Consider the following 20536-nt stretch of genomic DNA (forward strand, 5'->3'; position numbering starts at 1 on the left):
AGAGGGAATATGTTTGGCAATCTCTTTAGAAATATATCTTTTGGCGAAATGCCCGCCGAAAGCTCCATACAATAAAGCCCTGTACCAAAATTACCACATCTGACGATGCCCACTCTGAATGCTTCACAACCGAAGCCGCGTCAACGGTATGCCCTGACAACAACGCATTACCTGCGGATCTGATCGTCTTTCTCCCCCTCAGAAAATACACATTCATCCTAAAGCATCAACTGCTTTCGGGGCTGGGAAAAGTGTCACAATTTGTACTTAAGGCACTATCTAGGGAAGGATTCGGGCTGGAGGATATTGAGCGTATTACAGGCCTGACGGAAGAACATTTGTCGCCAATTTTGAGTCGACTGGCCGCTTTGGGCTGGTATGAACCCGCGCGCATGGAATTAACTCCTCGGGGATATGAAATGGCAAAGGCGGCCGGATTGACCGGGCGTCGTTTCTCCCTGTGGATCGATGGGTTGGATAACAGAAACTCCCCCTTAATCCTCATTTCCGCTAACCAGATTGTACAACCGGAGGATGACAGACACGGGATTCGATTACCTGAATTTGAACGTGACTGGAATATCCTTGAAGTTCTACAGCAGCAGAGGTTATCGCGGAGACTGAGCGCCTATAAGGACAACGAAGGGGATCTCATGCCGCTGCTGTTGCTGCTTTGCGATGAAGCAGAACATGCTGCGCTGCAGCAGCAGAAGCTGGCCTGGGATTTCGAGCTGGAACTTGATCGCGAGTTATCCCAGCCGGGCTATATCGAACTCATGCTTGCGCAGGGGCTTGCTATCGGTAATGACAGCGGTAAGCCGGTCAATCTCGGGTTGATTGCACAACAATAAATATTCAGTTTGTCTTTAGATGCGCCCATAGTCTGTCTAGCAATTGGCTGGAACTCTCGGCATTTTGCATTGTAAAGCAACCAGTCTGATGTTCCTGCCACCACGATTCGGATTCAAGCTCGGCAAGATGGTCATTACAGGGGACCAGCAGCAACGAAAGCACCGGACGTTTTCGCTCCCATCTCAGGCTGTCGTGATAAATATGAGCTGATGCCATCTCTTCAAGAATACGTTTGCTTCGCGAAGTGTATTTGCTGTCCAGGCAAATAAATTGTGTCATTCCAGCATTTACCACCTCCAGTACCAAATCAGGTCGACGCATCCCACTGATGGAGTGAGGGACGTTTTGATTCGCTGAAGGCCTATGAAGTATTGCACGAAATGATTTCTGACTGTGCAGCCTTATACTGAAACCTTCGTGTTTTGCACGAAATGTGAGCCTGCCTGAATGCTGCGACAGCTGCCATTTCATATGTGGGAACTTTCGCTTCAGGCCGTTTGTTAAGGCAACGAAGCACCAGACTTCATAAATGGCCCAGCTAGGTATCAGATAATGACTTTCATCACTGGATAGTCCGGATATGCCCTCACGAAGTAATCTCACTCCCATGCGCCACGTCAGCTGATAATGAGGATGTCCGGCTACAGACTCGAAGTCCATCCCATAGGATTTTTCGGCATCTGTGGATGAAAAAGGCAGTTGCTGGGTGACATGCCGCAAGTGTTTTTTAATTACTGTAAGATAATTAATTCTACGAATTAGCCTCTCATTCAGGCTGGTTCGAGTCTCTGAGGCTTCGTTAACCGTTGTCGTCAGATCGCGTTTCAGGTCAGTAAGAATCTGTGTCACTCGTCGGTCTATCAAATTTAACTGGAATTTGAGCTGGCGATTTGCCGGCGTATCCCAGGACTTATCTATAAAAGTCGCCTGTACCTGCAGATTTTGAACGTCTCTGAAGGCAGAGCTGGTATTGGCTCTGGTCCCGGTCAGCAAATCTGCATGCTGGATGAGTTGCTGCACAACGGAAGGCGTGAGCTTTTTCAATCTTCCCAGCGTGTACAGTTGAGTCTGTTGTTGATAGCCTTGTACCGGGGTTAGAAGGACGGCTTTTAATCCCTGAGCATAGAGCGGAAAGAACTGCTTTATTCGAGCGTAACGTAGCCAGAGCCCAGCAAAGCGCGAAATGCCACCCAACTGGTGCTGCCCGGGTTCACTCCCTGCCAGTCTTGCACTGTCAAAATGAACAATGTCCTGAATAAATTGTTGCCAGGCTTGCTTACCGCTTTTGTCTGGGTCATTACTCACATCGACACGCCAACTTATAATGGTGGCCTGATCGCTCAGAACGAGTTCCAGATCTACTTCTCCTGCGTAGAAACCCGGCTGCCAGACCCAGTAGTCCGGTATTCTCTGCAGACAGGCATCATCAACATATAGCTGTGCTGACTGCAGATCTTTCGGGCATTCGATAAAGTACCTGCAACGTTCCGAAAACCCCCTTATAGGCTGATTTGCGGTATCCAGCAGTGCGGTGGGGGTAGCGCTGCGATTTCCTTCTTCCCAGACTCTGAGTCTCATATCAGCGCCAGAACCTCATCATGCCAGCATTCTCCAGGTCACTTGATAAGGATATTAACTTGTTAGCACACTGTGGTAGGTTAAGTTTCAGACAGAGGGCATGACAGTCCTGAAGCATTTTTCGCAAACGAGCGCTATCTGAACCGCGAATCTTAGGTAAAACGCGGGCGTAAATGACGTCATCAAGGGCATCTACAAGGTTAAAAGAAGTCAGCTGTCGCGCAAGTGAGATGTGGCTGAGTACATCTTCTATGGTGCGCCAACCAAAGTGCAAGCGCTCAGGCTTTAAATACTCCATAAGTGAAGTTAAAACATCACGAACATGCCCCAGTTCTCCAACACTGAGTCCGTAGTTGTTCCAGCCCGGAAAGTTTTTCAGGTCAATCTCCCAAAACTCCATAGTCCATGCCCGGTCGAGCACTTTATCAGACAGGCTAAGCGTGGTTTCATCCATGTTAAGTGTTCCGATAAAGGCGACATTGGAAGGATAACGTAGGCGCGCTGGCACTCCATCAAACATATCGCCCTCACTGTGAAGCATCAGCTGTGTTCCAGATTCCATCGCAGACAGGAAGGGCGCGAAATAATGCTCCGGGTGAGAAAGATTCATTTCATCGAGTATAACGACGAACGGGATCTCTGGTGAATTAGCTGCTTCCAGCAAAAAGTTTAGTAACGGGGTTCGGGTATAACTTTCTGGTCTGAGGGGGTTTATATAGCCCAGAAGCGCAGAGGGATCGTACCAACCGGATAGCACGGGTTGAACAAACCAGGTTTTTTTATCTTCATCGGAAGCGGGGGCAGGATGATGAGTGCTTAGCGCCTGAGCGTATCTCAGTGCGAGTTGTGTTTTACCTGATCCCGAAAGGCCGGCCAATATTGCGAAGTGCCGCTGTTTGTGTGCCCATAGTCCCAAATGAAGTTGTTCAACCTGTCGTGTCTGGAATGCACTATCTTTAATTACGTCGCTGATTATCGCATTTATGTTCAGGGAATGAACACTGAGTTCAGATGAAACCTCATCCACGTCCAGGTCAGTTTCGATGACAGGTACTTGAGGCAAGAATTCGGGCTGCCACGTAATGCGATTAGCCCACCTAAGGCCTTCATCTGTCAGGCTGAAGGTTTTCCTTTCGTCCTTTTCAACTAAGCCAAGTTGAATAAGCCAGCTCAGTATTGAGCGGGGTACTGTTTCTGATGTCCAACCTGTATGAACTTTGCGGAGTAAAAACAACAACTGTGTAAAACTTTGGCTCTCGTCTTTCATCGCACACAGTACATGGTCCACACCCAAAATATGCGTGATCATTACCGGGATTAGTTCTTGAGGATCCTGCGTTCTTAGAAATGCTACTCCACGGGAAGAGAGACTAAATATGTCTCCCTCTTTTTCAATCACAAAGAATTCGTTGCTGAGGATGCTGATAATGGTACTCAGGGTACTGTTTTTTGAGTCAGGGAATTCTTCCTGAAGAAAATCAATTAAATCACTGCGTGATTTAGGTATCTCCAGAAAGTACAACACAGTTTTGATGGTGCTCAGGCCACCTTTAAGTGAGGTCAGCCCTTTACGACGTTGTTCGGCGGGTCGATGCTGTAGGATAATCTCACCGGCTTTACTCAGTGCTTCCGACTGGTCACTCTCTTCATTCTGACGAACGGCTACCAACGATAGCCAGGGCAACGTCATTCGCGCTGCAACTTCCCTTAAGTCCTCCCCGGGCTCACCAAGCAAGTCATTCATGTGCTTGGTCATCTCCAGCTGCAATCTCACAATGTTTAACTGCACATTACCAAACCATATTCTGGCGATTTCATATGCTGGGGTAAAGCTACTCACGCTCGTTAGTTTGCGAGGCCAGAATGCAGCCAGCGTTCGCATAACCAGTAAATAAGGAGTTGCCGTAGTGAACGGGCGAATATTCTTTAGAAGTTCGTGATAAAAGTCATCCAACCACGTTGCGCAATCATCCGGACTTTTGTCATCCAGAGATTCCATTGATTTTTCTGCTACCCAAAGGCGAAAGGTATTGTCCGCAATCGCTTTACTGACATCAATTGCTCCCTGCCCAGCATTACTGATTGGATTCTGCCTCCACAGCCGCTGCTGAAACTCATAAGATGAACGCGTTTCTAAATCCGCCTGACCGACCTCGATGAGGAATGGATGAAGGTTGTTCAACCATGTCGGGCTTTCATTCCAGGGTTCAATCGAGTTGAGGAGCTTTTTAAGATTTTCTTCGTTGGTGTAGTCAGCGCGCACGATAGTTTCCTTGCTACATAGGCATTCAATGCGATCAAATCAGTGGCCGATAATAAGCAGTAAATCTAACTGATTTATAAAATGCATTGGTGTTCTTTTCATGACTTAACTTATAAAACCAATGACCTTTTAGGATAGGCATCAGAAACGTTAACCAGTTTTTTTAAAATTACCATAGTTCGGTGTTAGAACTTCCACTTTTGGCACAAAGTGGACCTTGAGGAATGAGTTCTATCCTCGTGGTTCACTAAGTGCAGTAAGTTCTACTCGAATCCTGCTACCCATTTGTCCAGCATATCAGCCCACTCCTGCATCATCACTTTACGCTCGTCAAGGTGAGTTGCATGGTTGTATGTGTGACGAATATTGTTGGTATCAGCGTGCGCGAGTTGGGCATCAATAGCATCAGGTCGATAGCCCATTTCGTTTAAACGCGTACTTCCTGTAGTTCTGGTAGCATGGGGGCTATAAATACCACTCCAGCCGAGGCTTTTAATTAGCTGGTGCAGCGAGTGCGATGTCATCGGGCCACGTGGGTTATCTCGGCCCGGGAAAAGGTGCTGCCGATGTCCGGTTAATCCTTGTAGCGTTCTAAGAGTTTTGACAGCTTGAGAGGGCATCCGCGACCTGCTTTCGCGCTTGCTCGCATTTCTCGCGAGCTTCGGCAAGTTTGACCGTCGGGTACTCACCTAGCGCAAACATGCTGGATTTACCGTTGAGTTTAAACCGATAGCGCCAGGCCTTTTTGCCATTGGGTTTCACTTCGAGGTAGAGACCATTGAAATCATTAAGTCGATAGAGTTTTTCTTTCGTCTTGGCAGTGTGGCATTGCGTATCGGTGAGCATAACGGGGCCTTGTTCATTTATTATACCGTTGTTGTACTCACTTAAAATGAAGATGGAAGAACGTTGTACTCATCCATGTACTCATTTTTGACAGCGTTGTTACGAGATGAGTTGAGACTCTATGAAATGAAAAATCCACGCAATTGCGTGGATTTTATAGTTTTTTAAGTCTCTTGTGAGGTTCAGCGAAACCTCATGAGACAGCAGATTTTATTTAGACGTTAAACAAGAAGTTCATCACGTCGCCGTCTTTGACGATGTAGTCTTTACCTTCTGAACGCATTTTGCCGGCTTCTTTGGCACCTTGCTCACCCTTGTAGGTGATGAAGTCGTCAAAAGCGATGGTTTGCGCGCGGATAAAGCCTTTCTCGAAGTCGGTGTGGATCTTGCCGGCGGCCTGCGGTGCGGTAGCGCCAACCGGAATGGTCCAGGCACGAACTTCTTTTACACCAGCGGTGAAGTAGGTCTGCAGGTTCAGCAGTTCGTAACCGGCGCGGATCACGCGGTTCAGACCTGGTTCTTCCAGACCCAGCTCGGCCATAAATTCGGCGCGGTCTTCGTCTTCCAGCTCGGCGATGTCGGATTCAACCGCAGCGCACACGGCAACCACGACAGAGCCTTCGGCCGCAGCGATTTCGCGCACTTTATCCAGGTACGGGTTGTTCTCATAGCCGTCTTCGTTGACGTTGGCGATGTACATGGTTGGCTTCAGCGTCAGGAAGCTCAGGTAGCGGATCGCTGCACGGTCTTCATCGGTCAGGTCCAGTGCACGCAGCATGCCGGCGTTTTCCAGCTGTGGCAGGCATTTTTCCAGTGCGGCCAGTTCGGCTTTTGCGTCTTTGTCGCCGCCTTTGGCTTTCTTCTGTACGCGGTGGATAGCGCGTTCGCAGGTGTCCAGGTCAGACAGAGCCAGCTCGGTGTTGATCACTTCGATGTCATCAGCCGGGTCAACCTTGTTGTTCACGTGGATGATGTTGTCGTTCTCGAAGCAGCGCACCACGTGGCCGATAGCCTCGGTTTCACGGATGTTGGTCAGGAACTGGTTACCCAGGCCTTCGCCTTTGGACGCGCCTTTCACCAGGCCGGCGATGTCGACGAATTCCATGGTGGTTGGCAGGATGCGCTGAGGTTTAACGATCTCGGCCAACTGGTCCAGACGCGAATCGGGCATCGGCACCACACCGGTATTAGGTTCAATGGTGCAGAACGGGAAGTTGGCTGCTTCGATACCCGCTTTGGTCAACGCGTTGAACAGGGTGGATTTGCCTACGTTAGGCAGGCCGACGATACCGCATTTGAATCCCATGTTGTTATCACCTTAAATATCTTAACTATCAGCCGGTTAGGTTTAACCCACTGCATAAAGGACGAAATAATGGCGCCATTATACACGTAATGGCCGTTTTTCTCGATCTGGCTGTGTGCTGCGGGTAAATGCAGCCACAAAGCCGGTTTTTGATTGAGATTTGGATCACATTTACACATACTGACACTTCTGATTAACCTACAGGAAACGTGTCGGATGTACTTCTTGCCCAGTCCACCCTGAGTTATTCCCTCTCCTTAGGTTTGCCGCGCCATGCGGTTCTGATCCCTGCTTCGCGGGGAATGTTTTTATCTGTCAGAAGTGAATAATCCATGTTTAACCTGAACAATTTCAGGCTGTCGACCGTCAAGAATGAGGTGCTGGCAGGCTTTGTGGTGGCAGTTTCGATGATCCCCGAAGCGGTCGGTTTTTCTTTGGTCGCCGGGCTTTCTCCGATCGTTGGGCTACATACGGCTTTTATTATCGGTCTGGTAACGGCACTGTTTGGTGGCAAGCCAGGCATGGTGTCGGGCGCGGCCGGTTCGATAGTGGTGGTGTTGATGAGCCTGGCGGCGCAGCACGGCATGGCTTACGTGTTGTGGGCAACGATTTTCGCCGGGATTATCCAAATCCTGATCGGTGTTTTCCGACTCGGTAAATTTATTCGTCTGGTGCCACTGCCGGCGATTCACGGTTTCGTCAACGGCCTGGCGATCGTCATTATGCTGGCGCAGCTGCATATGATTGCCGGGCAGGGGCTGCTGATGTACGGGTTGGTGGCACTGGCCATTCTGGTGGTGGTGCTGTTCCCACGTCTGACCCGGGTGATCCCGGCCTCGTTAGCGGCGCTGATAGTGGTTTCCGCGCTGGCGATTGGCTTTAACCTGCATACCTTGCGGGTTGGCGATTTGGCGGATATCTCCGGCGCCTTGCCGCATTTCAGCCTACCGATGGCCCCGTTCAACCTGGAAATGCTCAAAGTGGTGCTGCCGTATGCGGTGGTGATCGCTTTGGTAGGACTGATTGAATCTTTGCTGACCATGACGGTGCTCGACGAGATGGGCGGCAAGAAGGGCAACGGTAACCGCGAGAGCATCGCGCAGGGGGCAGGTAATGCCATTTGCGGCCTGTTTGGCTGCTTTGCCGGCTGCGCGATGATTGGTCAGTCGATCATCAACTTCACCTCGGGTGGGCGCGGGCGTATTTCCGGCGTCGTCGGCGCGATATTGCTTATTCTGTTTGTGGTCAGCCTGTCAGGCTACATCGGTCTGTTACCGGTAGCGGCGCTGGCCGGGGTGATGCTGGTGGTGTGTTACAACACCTTTGAATGGAGTTCGCTGCGCCGGCTGCGACGGATGCCGAAGGCGGATGCGTTGGTGATGCTGCTGGTCACGGTGATCACCATCTTTACCGATTTGGCGATGGCGGTGATCAGCGGGGTGATTATCTCGGCGCTGGTGTTTGCCTGGCAGCAGGCGCGCATTCGGGTGCGTCAGCATCAGGTGGAAGGGGATGTTGCGGTGTATCAGTTGGACGGCCCGTTGTTCTTTGGTTCTACCGCGGCCTTTGCCGAACTGTTTGAACCGAAAAACGATCCGCAAAATGTGGTGCTGGATTTTGCCGGTACCCGGGTGATGGATTCGAGCGGGGTGGAAGCGATTGATAAGCTGACGGCACGTTATCTGGCGGCAGGGAAAACTATTCGGTTGCGCCACCTGAGCGGCGACTGCGTACGTCTGTTAAAGCAGGCAGGCCCGTTCTGCAGCCATGAACTGGACGATCCGCAATATTACGTGGCGGAAGAAGGCTATGAAACTGATGACGCCAACGTCGGTGAGGAAACCTTCAAGCTGCGAACTTAAGCCACTCGGCAGCGGGCGTGATGCCCGCTGCAATCACAATCAGGCCTGCGCCTTAAAGCTGTGCAGGCGACGAACGGTTTTTTCCAAACCGTCGGTCAGCAAGACCTCTGTACAACGCGCGGCTTCATCGATCGCTTCATCAATCATTTTTTGCTCGCTGGCCGGTGGCTTGCCGAGCACGAAACCCACCACCTTGTTTTTATCGCCCGGATGACCAATACCAATACGCAAGCGATAGAAGTTCGGGTTATTGCCGAACTTGCTCTGAATATCCTTCAGCCCGTTGTGCCCACCGTTGCCGCCACCCAGTTTGATTTTTGCAACACCGGGCGGAATATCCAGCTCGTCGTGCGCGACCAGAATTTCGTCCGGCTCAATGCGGTAGAAATTGGCCATCGCCAGCACGGCTTTGCCACTGAGGTTCATAAAGGTGGTGGGTACCAGCAGGCGCACGTCATTACCGGCCAAATTCAGTCGGGCGGTGTAGCCGTAGAATTTGCTCTCTTCTTTCAACTGCTGGTTATGGCGCTGGGCCAGTAAATCGACGTACCAGGCGCCGGCGTTGTGTCGCGTCTGGGCATATTCAGCACCCGGATTCGCCAGGCCAACTATCAATTTAATACTGCTCACTGGGAGATTCGCTATGATCGAGATAATGGAAAGGGCATTAGTCTACCTGCCTGCGCTGCGAATGACAAAATCCTGATGCCGAGTGTGGCGTTAGTGGGCAGATATCATCAGCCCGGCGACTAATTCATTAGCGGAATCATTCAATTTGTTAACTAATTAATTGCTTAAAGTAAAGATTTGTCATGCTTTCTTTACCATTTGTGATCGCCTACGCAATCACCTTGCCAGGACAGGGTCTATACTTAACTTATCAAAGTGGGTTAACCATTTACTGAGTTATCCCGGTTGGCTAATGGCACTATGGAGGTGGCATATGAAACGTAGAAACGTGCACAAAATGGGTAACTTTTTTATGGGGCTAGGACTGGTGGTGATGGTCGTCGGCGTTGGATACAACATTCTTGCTGAAGTATCGCAATTTAATTTACCGCAGTTTTTCGCTCATGGCGCCATCATGAGTATCTTCGTCGGTGCGTTGCTATGGCTGGTCGGTGCGCGTATCGGCGGGCGTGAACAGGTGGCGGATCGTTACTGGTGGATAAAACATTTTGATAAACGGTGCCGAAACGATAATCATCGCTCGTCACATTGATTAAAAAAACAAAAGGGAGCAGGTGTAACGGCAAAGGAGATCTGCCGCGTATTCAGGTCTAAGGTCATGTTCGACTACCCGTAGAAAACCCGTTGCTGCTGATGCACCAACGGGTTTTTCTTTTTCTGCCAGCGGGCAATCAATCGATCCGGTACGGCAGGGCGCCGCACCGAAAAGAAAGCTGATTAATGCTCGAACATCGCAGAAATTGACTCTTCATTGCTGATACGACGGATGGCTTCAGCCAGCATGCCGGACAGCGTCAGAGTACGCACGTTTTTCAGTGCCTTGATCTCTGCAGACAACGGAATGGTGTCGCACACGATCACTTCATCAATCACCGAGTTCCTGATGTTTTCCACAGCATTACCGGAGAAGATTGGGTGTGTCGCGTAAGCAAATACGCGCTTGGCACCACGTTCTTTCAACGCTTCAGCTGCTTTGCACAAGGTACCGCCGGTGTCGATCATGTCGTCAACCAGCACGCAGTCACGGCCTGCCACGTCACCAATGATATGCATCACCTGGGAAACGTTCGCACGTGGGCGGCGTTTATCGATGATAGCCATATCGGTATCGTTCAACAGTTTGGCGATAGCGCGGGCGCGCACTACGCCGCCGATGTCCGGGGAAACCACGATTGGGTTCTCCAGATTCTGTTGCAGCATGTCTTCGAGCAGGATCGGGCTACCGAACACGTTATCTACCGGAACATCAAAGAAGCCCTGGATCTGTTCAGCGTGCAGATCTACCGTCAAGACGCGGTCAACCCCAACACTGGAGAGGAAGTCGGCGACAACTTTGGCGGTGATTGGCACACGAGCAGAACGCACGCGGCGATCCTGGCGGGCATAACCGAAATAAGGGATAACAGCAGTAATACGACCTGCGGAGGCGCGACGCAGGGCATCTACCATAACAACCAGTTCCATCAGGTTATCGTTGGTAGGGGCACAGGTGGACTGGATGATGAAAATATCACCGCCGCGTACATTTTCGTTGATTTGCACGCTCACTTCGCCGTCGCTAAAACGACCTACTGCGGCGTCACCAAGGCTGGTGTACAAACGGTTGGCAATACGTTGTGCTAGTTCCGGGGTGGCGTTACCAGCAAAAAGCTTCATATCAGGCACGAGAAGAACCTCAGGCATGCGTCCAGAGAAGATATTGTCATTCGGCCTCACTAAGGGGCTGTTAGCGACGCCGGCGCAATATCATACGGGTGTGTAAAAAAACAATTTGAAACCGCAGCGGCGCAGGGATGACAGGGCCAGGTGTGAGCGACTCTGCGCAGCGAAACGAGAACTACGGTTCAATCTGCCCGGAACGAATGCGATGTAGTGGAGAGACGTTAACGCCACGCGCTACAAAACCACGTATCCACTCCGGGGCTTGATTTAACACCTGACGGGCGGCGGTTTCTGTGTCGAATTCAGCAAACACACAAGCACCTGTGCCAGTCAGGCGTGACGGCGCGTATTCTAACAGCCAAGAAACAAGCTGTTCAACCTCGCGAAAACGTTTTCTTGCTATTGGTTCGCAATCATTTGCGTAAGTTGCCTGCAACAGCACATTTAATGGGCGAACCGGAGTGTCTCTTTTTAAATCGGCATCGCCAAAAATAACCGGGGTCGGGATGTTGACACCCGGATGGGCCACCAGATACCACTTTTCCTGCGGACTGGCAGGTTGCAAACGTTCACCAATGCCCTCGGCAAAGGCAGCATGGCCACGAACGAACACCGGAACATCGGCACCGAGGGCCAGCCCCAGTTCCGCCAATTGGTCGTCGCTCAGGCCGCAGCGCCACAGTTCATTGAGTGCGACCAATACCGTGGCGGCGTTGGAAGAACCACCACCCAGTCCTCCGCCCATCGGCAGACGTTTATCGATGCTGATGTCGGCACCGCGCGGGGCGGTATTCAAGCCGTGACGATCGCAATGCTGTTGCAGCAGCCGTGCGGCGCGGACGATCAGGTTTTGCTCGTCCGGTACGCCAGCCACCGGGGTCAGCAGATGGATGCTGTCATCCTGCCGTACGTCGATAGTCAGCGTATCGCCGTAATCCAGAAACTGGAACAGCGTTTGCAGCAGGTGGTAACCGTCTTCGCGTTGGCCGGTAATGTACAAAAACAAATTGAGTTTAGCTGGTGATGGCCACTGACGGATCATTTAAGCGTCCAATTGTCCATTTTCAGTTTGATGCGCTGGTCACCCTGTTTCAGCTCCAGGCGGCTCGGCAACTGTGGCTTGAGGCTGTCGTTGTAGTCCTGGTAATCCACGGTCCAGGTCTGACCACCTTGTTGGTAGGTCAGCGAGTTCAGGCGATATTGGTCATCGAGCTTGAAGTCGCTGGCCTCACCCGGCAGGCCGAGCATCCACTGACGCAGGTTGTCCAGCGGAATAGCCATGCCGGTCAGCTTGCGGATCATCTCTTCGGCATTGTCGCTGACATAGCGTTTGCCCTGGTTGTCCGTCAACTGCACTACGTTTTTCTGTACGTTGAGGTCAAGCTCGGTACTGCCAAGCGGGTTGGTCAGCAGCAGGCGATAACGATCCGGCGAATACTGTTGCCAGAAGAAGCGGGCGTAGACTTTTTTCTGGTCTGACAGGTAGGCGAAAGAGCCACGGGTCTGATACTGGTCCAGCTGTTGCACCGCTTGTTCGTGGGCACGCCACTGCGGCGACGTCGGGCTGGTGGCCGGGCCGGTCGGCTTGGTGGTAGTACAGGCAGCCAGCACCAGGCTGGCCAGCGGGATCAGGCGGAGCAAACTAACTTTGCGGATTGGCATAACTTTCTCTTGTCCTTTTGTCCTTACGGGCACGCACAGCGAGACCTGGGTAGCGGTATTTACGCTAGCGGGGCAACGCCGGTTCGTCAATTTTTTGCTGCATCGCGTTGAAACTTGCCGGCTTTATCGCCGCTCTCGGGCACGGGGCCAGGTGCGGTCTTCGTTGATAAGATTAACACACTCGCTCCAGCGTGCTGCTCTGGGCACAACAATATCTCCCGGTCAGCCGTATTGGTGGGGAGCGAATTGGCGGTTGGGCGGCACTATTCGGGCTATCCTTTTACTCAATACTGTGCGGAATATCGCAGACTGCACTAAAATTCAGTATGTTATGTCGTCAAATTATTCTTTATCTTGCTGTATTTATTACTGATCACTCATTGATGCTGGCTATTTCAGCGATTGGACGGAAGATGCGGTTGTGCCTTTTATTGAGCCCGCGCATCAAGTAGAATGCCGTTCAACGAGAACCCGTACCAAAAGAAGTATTACTCGAAGCAATGACCCTGCTGGCGTTAGGTATTAATCACAAAACCGCTCCGGTTTCTCTGCGTGAAAGGGTGACCTTCTCCCCAGAGTCTATCGAACAGGCGCTAACCAGCTTGCTCCAACAACCGTTGGTGCAGGGCGGTGTCGTGTTGTCTACCTGCAACCGCACCGAGCTGTATCTTAGCGTGGAGCAACAGGAACATATTCACGAACAGCTGGTCTCCTGGCTGTGTGAGTACCACCAACTGCGCCCGGAAGAAGTGAGTAAAAGCCTGTACTGGCATCACGGCAACGAAGCCGTCAGCCACCTGATGCGCGTGGCCAGCGGGTTGGATTCACTGGTGCTGGGTGAACCGCAAATCCTCGGGCAGGTGAAGAAAGCCTTTGCCGAATCCCAACGCGGGCAGTCACTGTCTGGTGAGCTTGAGCGTCTGTTCCAAAAATCCTTCTCCGTCGCCAAACGCGTACGTACCGAAACTGAAATCGGTGCCAGTGCGGTATCGGTGGCCTTTGCCGCCTGTACTCTGGCACGCCAGATATTCGAATCCCTTGCCGAACTGAATGTCCTGTTGGTGGGGGCCGGTGAAACGATTGAACTGGTGGCGCGTCATCTGCGCGAGCATAAAGTACGGCATATGATTATTGCCAACCGTACCCGCGAGCGTGCCCAACTGTTGGCGGACGAAGTCGGCGCAGAAGTGATCACCTTGCCGGAAATCGACGAACGCCTGGCGGACGCCGACATCATTATCAGTTCTACTGCCAGCCCGCTGCCGATCATCGGTAAAGGGATGGTGGAGCGAGCGCTGAAAGCGCGCCGCAACCAGCCGATGCTGCTGGTGGATATTGCCGTACCGCGCGATATCGAACCGGAAGTGGGCAAGCTGGCCAACGCCTATCTCTACAGCGTGGACGATCTGCACGCCATCATTCAGAGCAACCTGGCGCAGCGCAAGGCCGCGGCGGTGCAGGCTGAGTCGATCGTTCAGCAGGAAAGCATCAACTTTATGGCCTGGTTGCGCTCGCAGGGTGCAGTGGAAACCATCCGCGACTACCGTTCGCAGGCCGATCAGATCCGTGCGGAAATGGAAGCCAAAGCCCTGGCCGCCATTGCGCAGGGCGCGGACGTGGAGCAGGTTATCCACGAACTGGCCCATCGGCTGACCAACCGCCTTATTCATGCCCCTACCAAATCCCTCCAGCAGGCCGCCGGCGATGGCGACGTGGAGCGGTTGCAATTATTACGCGACAGCCTCGGGCTGGATCAGCATTAGTTTTCTCTTTATTAACAGGGTTTAATACCACGCATGAAGCCTTCTATTGTTGCCAAACTGGAAGCGTTACAAGAGCGCCATGAAGAAGTGCAGGCGCTGCTCGGTGATGCCGGCGTTATTGCCGAGCAGGATCGGTTCCGCGCGCTGTCGCGCGAATATGCACAGTTGACCGATGTCAGCCGCTGTTTCCTTGAATGGCGTAAGGTGCAAGACGATCTGGCCACCGCAGAAATGATGCTGGATGACCCGGAAATGCGCGAAATGGCGCAGGAAGAGTTGAAAGACGCCAAGGCGGCAACGGAAGAGCTGGAGCAGCAGTTACAAGTGCTGCTGTTGCCGAAAGATCCGGATGATGAGCGCGATTGCTTCCTGGAAGTGCGTGCCGGTACCGGCGGTGACGAAGCGGCGATTTTCGCCGGCGATCTGTTCCGTATGTACAGCCGCTATGCCGAAACGCGTCGCTGGCGCGTCGAGATCATGAGTGCCAACGAAGGCGAACACGGCGGCTATAAAGAAGTGATTGCCAAGGTGTCTGGCGACGGCGTTTTCGGCCAACTGAAGTTTGAGTCTGGCGGCCACCGCGTGCAGCGCGTACCGGAAACCGAGTCGCAGGGGCGTATTCATACCTCTGCCTGTACCGTGGCAGTGATGCCGGCGGTGCCGGAAGCCGAACTGCCGGAGATCAATGCCGGCGATCTGAAAATCGATACTTTCCGTTCCTCCGGTGCCGGTGGCCAGCACGTTAACACCACCGACTCGGCGATCCGTATCACCCACTTGCCAACCGGCATCGTGGTGGAGTGTCAGGACGAACGTTCACAGCACAAGAACAAAGCCAAGGCGATGTCGGTGCTGGGGGCGCGTATCCGTGCTGCCGAAATGGCCAAACGCCAGCAGGCCGAGGCATCAACCCGTCGTAATCTGTTGGGCACCGGTGACCGTTCCGATCGCAACCGCACCTACAACTTCCCACAGGGGCGCGTGACCGACCACCGCATCAACCTGACTTTGTACCGTCTGGATGAAGTGATGGAAGGCAAGTTGGACATGCTTATCCAACCGATTGTGCAGGAATATCAGGCTGACCAGCTCGCCGCGCTGTCCGCTGAGCCAGAGTAATGGATTATCAATCCTGGCTGAAGGCGGCAGTTGCCCGGTTGACGCAGAGTGACAGTGCCCGGCGTGACGCGGAAATCCTGTTGGGTTTCGTGACCGGCCGGGCCAGAACCTTCCTGATGGCGTTTGGCGAAACTTTGCTGACGCAGCAACAGCAAGAACAGTTGGAAAGGCTGCTGGTGCGCCGCGAACGTGGCGAACCTGTGGCTTATCTGATTGGTGAACGCGAGTTTTGGTCGCTGCCGCTGTCGGTCTCGCCAGCTACGCTGATCCCGCGTCCGGACACCGAATGCCTGGTGGAACTGGCTCTGGAGCGCCTGCCGTCATCCGCTTGCAATATCCTCGATCTTGGCACCGGCACCGGTGCCATTGCGTTGGCGCTGGCCAGCGAACGCCCGGACTGCACGGTGACCGGCGTTGATTTACAGCCTGAAGCCGTAGCGCTGGCGCAGCATAATGCGCAGAAGCTGGCGATTGGCAACGCTCAATTTCTTCAGGGCAGTTGGTTTGCGCCGCTGGTCGGCCAAACTTTCGCCCTGATCGCCAGCAATCCTCCGTACATCGACGCCGCCGACCCGCATCTGGCGCAGGGCGACGTCCGTTTTGAACCCAGCAGCGCACTGGTCGCGCAGCAGCACGGGTTAGCGGATTTGTCCGCTATTGTGCAGCAGGCACCGCAGTATCTGCTGCCACAGGGCTGGCTGTTGCTGGAGCACGGTTGGCAACAGGGCGAGAGCGTGCGCGCATTGCTGCAGGCCGCCGGTTTTATTTCGATCGCTACCCGCCGTGACTACGGTGATAACGATCGCGTGACTTTTGGCCAATGGCCGCAGCAGTAACTGAGAACTAACAAAAACAAAGCACACAGCGAATAAACAAAAGGAAGCAATATGGCAGTCTACTCAGCGTTAAAACATTTGCACCTGTTGACAGTCACCATCAGTATTGTCCTGTTTGTGTTGCGATTTTTCTGGAAATGGCGAGACTCGGCGATGATGAACAAGCGCTGGGTGAAGATAACGCCGCACATAAATGATACGGTACTGTTCGCCAGTGGTATCGCGTTGGTGGTGATGTTCAAGTTTTACCCGCTGCTGGGTATGGACTCGTGGCTGACCGAGAAGCTGTTTGGCGTTATTATCTATATCCTGCTTGGCTACGTCGCATTGGGCAAAAAGACCAAAAGTAAGAACCTGCGCACCCTGGCGTTTGTGCTGGCGTTGGGCTGTCTGTACCTGATAATTAAACTTGCCACGACGAAAATACCGTTTCTGATGGGATACTTATGAGTAGCATTGCTGATTTTGAATTTAACACCGCGCTGCTGAGCGCGGGCGTGATCCTGGTATCGCAGTCCGTGCGGCGTGATTTCCCTACCGCCGAAGTCGAACGTAAGCTGCAGCAACTGGTGGACGACGCACGTGCGGCGATGCCAAAGGATCTCAGCCAGGAACAGCAACTGGACGCACTCATTGAACTGTTTTTCAAAACCTGGGGTTTTGGCGGTGCCGGCGGCGTGTATCGTCTGTCCGACGCGATTTGGCTCGACAAGGTGCTGGAAGGGCGGCAGGGCACGCCAGTTTCACTCGGCACCATTTTCCTGCACATTGCCGCGCATCTGGATTTACCGCTGCTGCCGGTAATTTTCCCCACCCAGTTGATCCTGCGGGCAGACTGGCTGGATGAAGAGATGTGGCTGATCAACCCGTTGAACGGTGAGACGCTAAACGAGCATCAACTGGAGGTGTGGATCAAGGGCAACCTGGGTCTGGGCGCCGAGTTGGAAGATGACGATCTCGATGAGTCAGAAAACGTCATGGTGGTGCGTAAGATGTTGGATACGCTGAAAGCCGCCCTGATGGAAGAAAAACAGATGGAAATGGCGTTGCGCGCCAGCGAAACGGTGCTGTGCTTCGATCCGGATGACCCGTACGAAATCCGTGACCGTGGGCTGATTTACGCCCAATTGGAATGCAACCATATTGCTATTTCCGATCTCAATTATTTTGTCGAACAGTGTCCTGAAGATCCGGTCAGCGAAGTGATCAAAGTACAGATCCACTCGATTGAACCGAAACAGGTCACGCTGCATTAATTCATTTGATTTAACATCAACAAAGGCGAAAGCATGAAACAGAAAGTGGTTAGCATTGGTGACATCAACGTAGCGAACGATCTGCCGTTTGTGCTGTTTGGCGGTATGAACGTGCTGGAATCGCGCGATTTGGCGATGCGCATTTGCGAACACTACGTCACCGTGACGCAAAAACTGGGCATCCCTTACGTTTTTAAAGCCTCTTTTGATAAAGCCAACCGTTCTTCCATCCACTCGTACCGTGGTCCGGGCCTGGAAGAAGGGATGAAGATCTTCGAAGAAATCAAAAAGACCTTCGGCGTGAAAACCATCACCGACGTACATGAAGCCTCACAGGCGCAGCCGGTTTCCGAAGTGGTTGACGTGATCCAGCTGCCGGCATTCCTGGCTCGCCAAACCGATCTGGTAGAAGCGATGGCGAAAACCGGTGCGGTAATCAACGTTAAGAAACCCCAGTTCGTCAGCCCGGGCCAAATGGGCAATATCGTCGACAAGTTCAAGGAAGGCGGTAACGATCAGGTGATCTTGTGCGATCGCGGCAGCAACTTTGGTTACGATAACCTGGTGGTCGACATGCTGGGTATCAACGTGATGAAAAATGCCACTGGTGGTCATCCGGTGATCTTCGACGTGACCCACGCCCTGCAGACCCGTGATCCGTTTGGTGCCGCATCCGGCGGCCGTCGTGCACAGGTTGCCGAACTGGCACGTGCCGGTATGGCGGTTGGCCTGGCTGGGCTGTTTATTGAAGCGCACCCAGAGCCGAACAGCGCCAAGTGTGATGGCCCGTCCGCGTTGCCGCTGGACAAGCTGGAGCCGTTCCTGGTGCAGATGAAAGCCATCGACGATCTGGTGAAGAGCTTCCCAGAGCTAGATACCAGCAACTAAGTGCGATACGCAAACTCGCAGACGGTTGATAAAGAGCTCTGTTGTTTAATGGTAGGGGCGCTGCATGCTGCGCCCTATAGCATAATCAACGAGTTAAATCGGGTCGAACATGTTCGACCCCTACCGATTCAACCCTTATGCGGGTTTGTCAGCAACCTAAAGCCCGACTTGTCGGGCTTTAGTTTTTTAGGCGTCTAGCGCGGCCAGGGCTTCGGGTAGCGTTGCATAGAAATGCAGTTTCCCCTCAATCGGCTGCACCCGCGCTCGTGCCAGCGTTTTCAACGGCTGGAACGGCATATCGGTGATCGCCAATTGCTTGCCGGGCGGCAGGGCTTCGATAAAGCGCTGCAGGGCATCCAGGCCACCGGCGTCCAGCACCGGCACCGCATCCCACTGCAAGATAATTACATCATAACTTTCACTGCGCACCAGCAACTCGTTAAAAATGCGTTCGGCGGCGGCGAAGAATAATGGACCGTTCACCCGCAGCACCAGGCGGCCATTTTCGGCGCTCAGTTCGCTCAAACGTGTCATGCGCGCAATGCGGCGCATAAACAGCAGCGAAGCCAGCACTATGCCTACGGTAATGGCGATAACCATATCAAACAGCACCGTTAACGACAGGCACAGCAGCATCACCAGAATGTCGTCCTTCGGTGCCCGCCGCAGCAGATAAACCACCTTATGGGCTTCACTCATATTCCAGGCGACCATCAGCAGCAGCGACGCCATGGCCGCCAGCGGCAACCAGGACAGCCAGGGGGCCAGCACCAGCAGCGCCAGCAGCACCAGCAACGCATGGATAATGGCAGATACCGGCGAAGTGGCACCGGCACGCACGTTAGCTGCGGAACGCGCAATGGCGGCAGTGGCGGTAATGCCGCCAAAGAACGGAGCGATGATATTGCCTGCCCCCTGGCCGATAAGTTCGGTATTGGAATTGTGCTTCTTGCCGGTCATGCCGTCCAACACCACGGCACACAGCAGGGATTCAATCGCACCCAGCATGGCCATGGAGAATGCCGCCGGTAGCAGGGCGGAAATTGTCTGCCAGCTCAGCGCCATTGGCTTGCCGTCACCGGCCGGCAGATCCCACGGCAGCATCAACTGCGGCAAAATGGGAGGAATGCCCTGGCCCTGGGTACCGTCGGCCAGCAGGTAGCTGAAGCGGGAACCTATGGTGGCCACCGGGTGGTCAAACAGCGCCAGAATGCCCATCACCGCCGTGCCTGCCAGCAACGCCGGTAAATGGCCCGGTACCCGCAGGCCAAGCTTCGGCCAAAATATCAGGATCAACAGGGTCACCGCGCCGATCAACGTATCGCCGATATCCAGCGTTGGCAGCGCCTGCAGCAGGGCGTAAACCTTTCCCACATAGTGCTCCGGCACCTCTGCCAGTTGCAGACCGAAGAAGTCCTTCACCTGCATGGTGGCGATGGTAATGGCAATACCGGAGGTAAAGCCCAGCGTCACCGACAGGGGAATATATTCAATCAACCGGCCGAAACGTGCCAACCCCATGAGCACCAAAAACAGCCCGGAAAGCAGGGTGGCGATCAACAGGCCCGAGAGGCCAAACTGCTGTGAAACCGGATACAGGATCACTACGAAGGCGGCGGTAGGCCCGGAAACGCTGTAGCGCGAACCGCCGCTAATGGCGATCACAATCCCGGCGACCGCCGACGTGTACAACCCATATTGAGGAGGAACGCCGCTGGCAATGGCCAGCGCCATCGCCAGGGGGATGGCAATGATGCCAACGGTAACGCCGGCGATGGCGTCTTTTAGCAGGCGTTGCAGGGAATAGGGATCTCGCCAACAGGCATCAATCAGGGCGCTGAACGGCCGAATGCCGTTAATTTCATGCGTTTTCATCTGGAGTGTAAACCAAGTCTATAAAAGAGAACGGAATGGCGGGCCGGTTGCGGTCCGTCTCGAATAGCTGACAGACAC

Annotated in this window: 17 protein-coding genes and 1 pseudogene; 9 read left to right on the plus strand and 9 right to left on the minus strand. The window is 53.2% G+C overall.

Going from position 1 to position 20536, the window contains the following annotated elements; all coding sequences use genetic code 11:
- Positions 1-251: 251 nt before the first annotated feature.
- Positions 252-851, plus strand: a complete 600-nt coding sequence (locus E5C26_RS10000; RefSeq protein WP_135316157.1) for a hypothetical protein — start codon at positions 252-254, stop codon at positions 849-851.
- A gap of 4 nt (positions 852-855) precedes the next feature.
- Here the strand turns inward: E5C26_RS10000 and E5C26_RS10005 are convergent, their stop codons facing one another.
- The 4 genes and pseudogenes from E5C26_RS10005 to ychF form a co-directional block, all read right to left on the minus strand.
- Entirely contained in the window at positions 856-2430 is a 1575-nt protein-coding gene (locus E5C26_RS10005) for a DUF2357 domain-containing protein (protein ID WP_135316158.1), read from the minus strand.
- A 1-nt stretch (position 2431) separates the two neighbouring features.
- A complete protein-coding gene (locus E5C26_RS10010) occupies positions 2432-4693 on the minus strand; it encodes an McrB family protein (RefSeq protein WP_135316159.1) in 2262 nt (753 codons plus the stop codon).
- 263 nt (positions 4694-4956) lie between these two features.
- Positions 4957-5539: pseudogene (locus E5C26_RS10015) on the minus strand (integrase arm-type DNA-binding domain-containing protein).
- Between the two features lie 214 nt (positions 5540-5753).
- On the minus strand, positions 5754-6845 hold the full coding sequence (ychF, locus tag E5C26_RS10020; RefSeq protein ID WP_135316160.1) for a redox-regulated ATPase YchF: 1092 nt from the start codon (positions 6843-6845) through the stop codon (positions 5754-5756).
- 332 nt (positions 6846-7177) lie between these two features.
- On the opposite strand from ychF, the gene E5C26_RS10025 reads away from it, so the two are divergent.
- The gene (locus E5C26_RS10025) at positions 7178-8707 is read left to right on the plus strand and encodes a SulP family inorganic anion transporter (RefSeq protein ID WP_135316161.1); all 1530 of its coding nucleotides are present in this window, start codon (positions 7178-7180) and stop codon (positions 8705-8707) included.
- Between the two features lie 39 nt (positions 8708-8746).
- On the opposite strand, the gene pth is transcribed toward E5C26_RS10025, so the two are convergent.
- The gene (pth, locus tag E5C26_RS10030; protein WP_112348087.1) at positions 8747-9337 is read right to left on the minus strand and encodes an aminoacyl-tRNA hydrolase; all 591 of its coding nucleotides are present in this window, start codon (positions 9335-9337) and stop codon (positions 8747-8749) included.
- Positions 9338-9650: 313 nt separating this feature from the next.
- Here pth and ychH point away from each other — a divergent pair, with 313 nt between their 5' ends.
- The gene (ychH, locus tag E5C26_RS10035) at positions 9651-9929 is read left to right on the plus strand and encodes a stress-induced protein YchH (protein ID WP_135316162.1); all 279 of its coding nucleotides are present in this window, start codon (positions 9651-9653) and stop codon (positions 9927-9929) included.
- Positions 9930-10114: 185 nt separating this feature from the next.
- Here ychH and prs read toward each other — a convergent pair whose 3' ends face one another.
- From prs to lolB, 3 genes are all read right to left on the minus strand, one after another.
- The gene (prs, locus tag E5C26_RS10040) at positions 10115-11062 is read right to left on the minus strand and encodes a ribose-phosphate diphosphokinase (protein ID WP_012006410.1); all 948 of its coding nucleotides are present in this window, start codon (positions 11060-11062) and stop codon (positions 10115-10117) included.
- 172 nt (positions 11063-11234) lie between these two features.
- The gene (gene ispE, locus E5C26_RS10045; protein WP_135316163.1) at positions 11235-12101 is read right to left on the minus strand and encodes a 4-(cytidine 5'-diphospho)-2-C-methyl-D-erythritol kinase; all 867 of its coding nucleotides are present in this window, start codon (positions 12099-12101) and stop codon (positions 11235-11237) included.
- Positions 12098-12721, minus strand: coding sequence for a lipoprotein insertase outer membrane protein LolB (gene lolB, locus E5C26_RS10050; RefSeq protein WP_135316164.1), 624 nt, complete (start codon positions 12719-12721; stop codon positions 12098-12100). Before lolB ends, ispE begins: the two co-directional genes overlap by 4 nt.
- 500 nt (positions 12722-13221) lie before the next feature.
- On the opposite strand from lolB, the gene hemA reads away from it, so the two are divergent.
- Genes hemA through kdsA form a run of 6 tightly spaced genes read left to right on the plus strand, consistent with a single transcriptional unit; the run spans position 13222 to position 18583 of the window.
- Positions 13222-14484, plus strand: coding sequence for a glutamyl-tRNA reductase (hemA, locus tag E5C26_RS10055; protein WP_135316165.1), 1263 nt, complete (start codon positions 13222-13224; stop codon positions 14482-14484).
- 33 nt (positions 14485-14517) lie between these two features.
- Entirely contained in the window at positions 14518-15603 is a 1086-nt protein-coding gene (gene prfA / locus E5C26_RS10060) for a peptide chain release factor 1 (RefSeq protein WP_012006414.1), read from the plus strand.
- A complete protein-coding gene (gene prmC, locus E5C26_RS10065; protein ID WP_135316166.1) occupies positions 15603-16439 on the plus strand; it encodes a peptide chain release factor N(5)-glutamine methyltransferase in 837 nt (278 codons plus the stop codon). The genes prfA and prmC overlap by 1 nt, the downstream gene beginning before the upstream one ends.
- 51 nt (positions 16440-16490) lie before the next feature.
- Positions 16491-16889 carry a SirB2 family protein gene (locus E5C26_RS10070; protein WP_135316167.1) on the plus strand — a complete coding sequence of 133 codons (399 nt, stop codon included), beginning with the start codon at positions 16491-16493 and terminating at the stop codon, positions 16887-16889.
- On the plus strand, positions 16886-17695 hold the full coding sequence (gene sirB1 / locus E5C26_RS10075; protein WP_085116314.1) for an invasion regulator SirB1: 810 nt from the start codon (positions 16886-16888) through the stop codon (positions 17693-17695). The genes E5C26_RS10070 and sirB1 overlap by 4 nt, the downstream gene beginning before the upstream one ends.
- Positions 17696-17728: 33 nt before the next feature.
- Entirely contained in the window at positions 17729-18583 is an 855-nt protein-coding gene (gene kdsA / locus E5C26_RS10080) for a 3-deoxy-8-phosphooctulonate synthase (RefSeq protein ID WP_012006418.1), read from the plus strand.
- Between the two features lie 186 nt (positions 18584-18769).
- Here the strand turns inward: kdsA and dauA are convergent, their stop codons facing one another.
- A complete protein-coding gene (dauA, locus tag E5C26_RS10085) occupies positions 18770-20458 on the minus strand; it encodes a C4-dicarboxylic acid transporter DauA (RefSeq protein ID WP_135316168.1) in 1689 nt (562 codons plus the stop codon).
- Between the last annotated feature and the right edge of the window lie 78 nt (positions 20459-20536).

Source organism: Serratia proteamaculans (assembly GCF_004684015.1).
Lineage (GTDB): Bacteria > Pseudomonadota > Gammaproteobacteria > Enterobacterales > Enterobacteriaceae > Serratia > Serratia proteamaculans_F.

Bases quoted from the DNA above. Each gene is read 5' to 3' on its own strand.
- ispE (WP_135316163.1), bottom strand. From the start codon at position 12,101: ATGATCCGTCAGTGGCCATCACCAGCTAAACTCAATTTGTTTTTGTAC.
- E5C26_RS10005 (WP_135316158.1), bottom strand. From the start codon at position 2,430: ATGAGACTCAGAGTCTGGGAAGAAGGAAATCGCAGCGCTACCCCCACC.
- prfA (WP_012006414.1), top strand. From the start codon at position 14,518: ATGAAGCCTTCTATTGTTGCCAAACTGGAAGCGTTACAAGAGCGCCAT.
- ychH (WP_135316162.1), top strand. From the start codon at position 9,651: ATGAAACGTAGAAACGTGCACAAAATGGGTAACTTTTTTATGGGGCTA.
- E5C26_RS10070 (WP_135316167.1), top strand. From the start codon at position 16,491: ATGGCAGTCTACTCAGCGTTAAAACATTTGCACCTGTTGACAGTCACC.
- sirB1 (WP_085116314.1), top strand. From the start codon at position 16,886: ATGAGTAGCATTGCTGATTTTGAATTTAACACCGCGCTGCTGAGCGCG.
- lolB (WP_135316164.1), bottom strand. From the start codon at position 12,721: ATGCCAATCCGCAAAGTTAGTTTGCTCCGCCTGATCCCGCTGGCCAGC.
- kdsA (WP_012006418.1), top strand. From the start codon at position 17,729: ATGAAACAGAAAGTGGTTAGCATTGGTGACATCAACGTAGCGAACGAT.
- dauA (WP_135316168.1), bottom strand. From the start codon at position 20,458: ATGAAAACGCATGAAATTAACGGCATTCGGCCGTTCAGCGCCCTGATT.
- ychF (WP_135316160.1), bottom strand. From the start codon at position 6,845: ATGGGATTCAAATGCGGTATCGTCGGCCTGCCTAACGTAGGCAAATCC.
- E5C26_RS10025 (WP_135316161.1), top strand. From the start codon at position 7,178: ATGTTTAACCTGAACAATTTCAGGCTGTCGACCGTCAAGAATGAGGTG.
- prmC (WP_135316166.1), top strand. From the start codon at position 15,603: ATGGATTATCAATCCTGGCTGAAGGCGGCAGTTGCCCGGTTGACGCAG.
- hemA (WP_135316165.1), top strand. From the start codon at position 13,222: ATGACCCTGCTGGCGTTAGGTATTAATCACAAAACCGCTCCGGTTTCT.